General features: G+C 74.7%; 2 protein-coding genes. Both read left to right on the forward strand.

What is annotated here, in order from left to right:
- Nucleotides 1-3228: SDR family NAD(P)-dependent oxidoreductase (locus ACPFP2_RS29710; RefSeq protein ID WP_424093537.1), on the forward strand; the 3228-nt coding region annotated here is incomplete at its 5' end.
- Between the two features lie 37 nt (nt 3229-3265).
- On the forward strand, nt 3266-4650 hold a 1385-nt coding region (locus ACPFP2_RS29715; RefSeq protein ID WP_424093538.1), incomplete at its 3' end, for a type I polyketide synthase.

Consider the following 4650-nt stretch of genomic DNA (forward strand, 5'->3'; position numbering starts at 1 on the left):
CCGATGCTGGAGCAGTTCCGGGCGGTCCTGGCCGGCCTGGACTGGCACGCCCCGAAGTTGCCGATCGTGTCGAACCTGACCGGTCGGGTCGCGGACCCGGCGGAGATCGCGGGGCCGGAGTACTGGGTGCGGCATGTGCGGGAGGCGGTCCGGTTCGCCGACGCGATCGCCACCCTGCACGAGGCCGGGGTGAGTACCTTCCTGGAGGTCGGCCCCGACGCCACGCTGACGGCGATGGCCGCCGACACCTCCACCGACCGGCCGGCCCACCACGTCGCCGCCCTGCGCCGCGACCAACCGGAGACCACCAGCCTGGTTACCGCCCTGGCCCGGCTGCACGTCACCGGCACCCCCGTCGACTGGACGGCCTGGTTCACCCACACCGGCCACCGGCCCCGCACCGTCGACCTGCCCACCTACGCCTTTCAGCGGCAGCGGTACTGGCTCGACGCCGGCCCGTCCGGCGCCGACGCCTCCGGCCTCGGCGTCCGGGGCACCACCCACCCCCTGCTCGACGCCGAACTGGTCACCGCCACCGACGACGTACGCATCCACGGCGGGCGGCTCTCTGTACGGACCCGGCCCTGGCTCGCCGACCACGTGGTGTGGGGGTCGGTCGTCGTACCGGGGGCGGCACTGGTGGAGATGGCGCTGCACGCGGGCGCGCAGGCCGCCTGCGACACCCTCGAGGAGCTGACCCTCGCCGCCCCGCTGGTCCTGCCCGAGCAGGGCGCCCGCGCGGTGCAGCTCGTCCTCGGCGCCGCCGACGGGCACGGCCGCCGCCAGGTCAGCGTCCACTCCCGGCCCGCCGACGACCCGGGCGCCGAATGGACCCGGCACGCCGAGGGCGTCCTCGCCCCCGGCCGGACCGACCCGGCGGAGCCGCTGACCACGTGGCCGCCACCCGGCGCCACCGCCGTGCCGGTCGCGCCGATCTACGAGCAGCTGCACCGGCTCGGCGTCGACCACGGGCCCACCTTCCGGGGCCTGCGTGCCGCGTGGCGTACCGACGACGCCGTCTACGCGGAGGTCGCGCTGCCCGACGGCGTCGCCCCCGCCGGGTTCGGCCTGCACCCGGCGCTGCTGGACGCGGCGCTGCACGTCGTCGGCCTCACCGACGACACCGACGACGCCACGGCCCGACTTCCGTTCGCCTGGTCGGGCGTCGCACTCACCGCCGTCGGCGCGACCCTGCTGCGGGTACGGGTCACCCGCACCGCCTCGGCGGTGTCGCTGACCCTCGCCGACGGGACCGGCGCACCCGTCGCCCGCATCGACTCGCTCGTCTCCCGGCCGGTGAGCGCCGACCAGCTCGACGCCACCGGCCCGGCCGAACTGCCCCTGTTCGACCTGCGCTGGTCCCCACTGCCGCTACCGTCGCGGCCGGCAGCCGGGATCGTGGCGCTCGACGCCGCCACCGGCCTCGCCGCCACGGCGCTGCCCGGCGGGCTTCCCGCGCTCGCCGACGCCCTCGACGCCGGACGGCACGATCCCCGGCTGGTGCTGCTGCCCGCCGGTGACCCGCCGTCGGATGATCCCCTCGACGCGACCCGGGCCCGCCTCGCCGCCACCCTGACCGCCGTGCGGGAGTGGCTGGCCGACGACCGGTTCGCCGACCGGCGGCTCGTGGTGCTCACCCGGGGCGCCGTCCCCGCCGACGCCACGGGCGAGGTGACCGACCTGCCCGGCGCTGCCGTCTGGGGCCTGGTCCGCTCGGCGCAACTGGAGCACCCCGGCCGGTTCGTGCTGGTCGACCTCGACGGCGAGGTCGACGCCGACCTGCTCGGCCGCGCCCTCGCCAGCGACGAACCGCAGCTCGCCGTGCGCGACGGCCGGCTGCTCGTGCCCCGGCTCGCGCCGGCCGAACCCGACCCGACGGGCGCCGTCGACCTGCTCCCCGACGGCACCGTGCTGGTCACCGGCGCCACCGGCGCCCTCGGCGGCCTCCTCGCCCGGCACCTGGTCACCGCGCACAAGGTCCGGCACCTGCTCCTGGCCGGCCGGCGCGGCGGCGACGCGCCCGGCGCCGCCGACCTGCTCGCCGAGTTGACCCGGCTCGGCGCGCAGGCCCGCTTCGTCGCCTGCGACGTGGCCGAACGGGACCAGGTCGCCGCGCTGCTCGCCGCCGTCCCCGCCGACCACCCGCTCACCGGGGTGGTACACGCCGCCGGTGTCCTCGACGACGCGACCGTCACCGCGCTGACCCCCGAGCGGACCGCCGCCGTGCTGCGTCCCAAGGCAGACGCCGCCTGGCACCTGCACGACCTCACCCGGCACCTGGACCTGCCGATGTTCGTGCTCTTCTCCTCGATCGCCGGCCCACTCGGCGGCCCCGGACAGGGCAACTACGCGGCGGCCAACGCGTTCCTCGACGGGCTGGCCCACCAGCGGCGCGCCGCCGGACTCGCCGCCACCTCCCTGGCCTGGGGCCTGTGGGGCGAGGACAGCGGGATGACCCGCGACCTGGGCGCCGGCCGCCGGGAACGGATGGCCCGCCAGGGCGTCGCCCCGCTCGGCACCGCTGCGGCGCTGGCCCTCTTCGACGCCAGTCGGCGCAGTCGGCAGCCGCTGCTGCTGCCCGTCCGCCTCGACCTGGCCGCGCTGCGTGCGCTCACCACCGTCGACCACCTACCGGCGCCGCTGCGCGGCCTGGCCGGGGTCCGCACCCGGCGCACCGCCGCCGGCAGCGCGCCGGGCGGCGGGTTCCGCGACCGGATCGCCGCGGCGTCCGACGAGGACCGCCGGCGGCTGGTCGAGGAGCTGGTCACCGGCCAGGTGGCGGACGTGCTCGGGTACGCCTCGGCGGCCGCCCTCGGCGCCGGGCAGTCCTTCACCGAGCTGGGCTTCGACTCCCTGACCGCCGTGGACCTGCGCAACCGGCTCACCACCCTGACCGGCCTGTCGCTGCCGGCCACCCTGGTCTTCGACCACCCCACCCCGGAGACGCTCACCGGGTACCTGATGTCGCGGCTCGGTCCCGGCCGGTCCGCCCCTGCCGTCCTCGACGAGCTGGCCCGGCTGGAGGCGGCGTTCGCGGCGACTTCGGCGGAGACCCTCGCCGAGCTGACCGCCGACGAGGAGACCCGCTCGGCACTCACCGTGCGACTCCGGGCGCTGCTCACCCGTGTCGACGGCGACGCCGCCGACCCCGGCGTCGCCCAGGCCCTCGACGAGGCCAGCGACGACGAACTCTTCGACTTCATCGACAGCACGTTCGGTCGTTCCTGACCGTCGTACCGCCCCGGCTTGCCGACCAACGCGACAGGTGAATACCCCGATGGCGAACGAAGCCAAGCTCCGTGAGTACCTCAAGCGCGTCACCGCCGACCTGCACGAGACCAGCGAACGCCTCAAGGCCGTCGACGCCAAGAGCCACGAGCCGATCGCGATCGTCGGGATGAGCTGCCGCTACCCGGGCGGGGTCCGCTCACCCGAGCAGTTGTGGGAGCTGGTGGCCACCGCCGCGGACGGCGTCACCGGCTTCCCCACCGACCGGGGCTGGGACACCGACGGGGCGTACGACCCTACGGGGGAGCGACGGGGCAGCACGTACGCCCGTGAGGGCGGGTTCCTGCACGACGCCGGGGACTTCGACCCGGACCTGTTCAAGATCTCGCCGTACGAGGCGCTGGCCATGGACCCGCAGCAGCGGCTCATGCTGGAGGCGTCCTGGGAGGCGATCGAGGACGCCCGGATCGACCCGCTCACCCTGCGCGGACAGAAGGTCGGCGTTTTCGCCGGCATGATGTACCACAACTACGCCGCCGGCCTCGGTGAGATCCCGGCGACCCTGGACGGCTTCATCGGCGGCGGTACGGCCAGCAGTGTGCTCTCCGGCCGGGTGGCGTACACCTTCGGCTTCGAGGGGCCGGCGCTCACCGTGGACACCGCCTGCTCGTCGTCGCTGGTGGCGTTGCACCTGGCGGTGCAGTCGCTGCGCTCCGGCGAGTGCACCCTCGCGCTGGCCGGCGGCGTCACCGTGATGACCACCCTCGAGACGTTCATCGACTTCAGCCGCCAGCGTGGGCTCGCCCCGGACGGGCGGTGCAAATCGTTCGCCGAGGGCGCCGACGGGACCGGCTGGTCCGAGGGCGTCGGTGTGCTCCTGGTGGAGCGGTTGTCGGATGCGCGGCGGTTGGGTCATCGGGTGTTGGCGGTGGTGCGGGGTTCGGCGGTGAATCAGGATGGTGCGTCGAATGGTTTGACGGCGCCGAATGGTCCGTCGCAGCAGCGGGTGATTCGTCAGGCGTTGGCGTCGGCGCGGTTGTCGTCGGTGGACGTGGACGTGGTGGAGGCGCACGGCACCGGTACGACTCTTGGTGATCCGATCGAGGCGCAGGCGTTGTTGGCCACCTATGGGCAGGGCCGGGACGGGCTTGAGCCGTTGTTGTTGGGGTCGGTGAAGTCGAATCTGGGTCATACGCAGGCGGCGGCGGGTGTTGCTGGTGTGATCAAGATGGTGCAGGCGATGCGCCACGGTGTGGTGCCGGCGACCCTGCACGTGGATGTGCCGTCGTCGAAGGTGGACTGGTCGTCCGGTGCGGTGGCGTTGGTGACGGAGTCGCGGGCGTGGCCGGTGTTGGATCGGCCGCGGCGGGCGGCGGTGTCGTCGTTCGGCATCTCCGGCACGAATGCCCACGTCATCATCGA

The organism is Micromonospora citrea (genome assembly GCF_049629545.1).
In the GTDB taxonomy this organism is placed as follows: Bacteria; Actinomycetota; Actinomycetes; order Mycobacteriales; family Micromonosporaceae; genus Micromonospora; species Micromonospora citrea_A.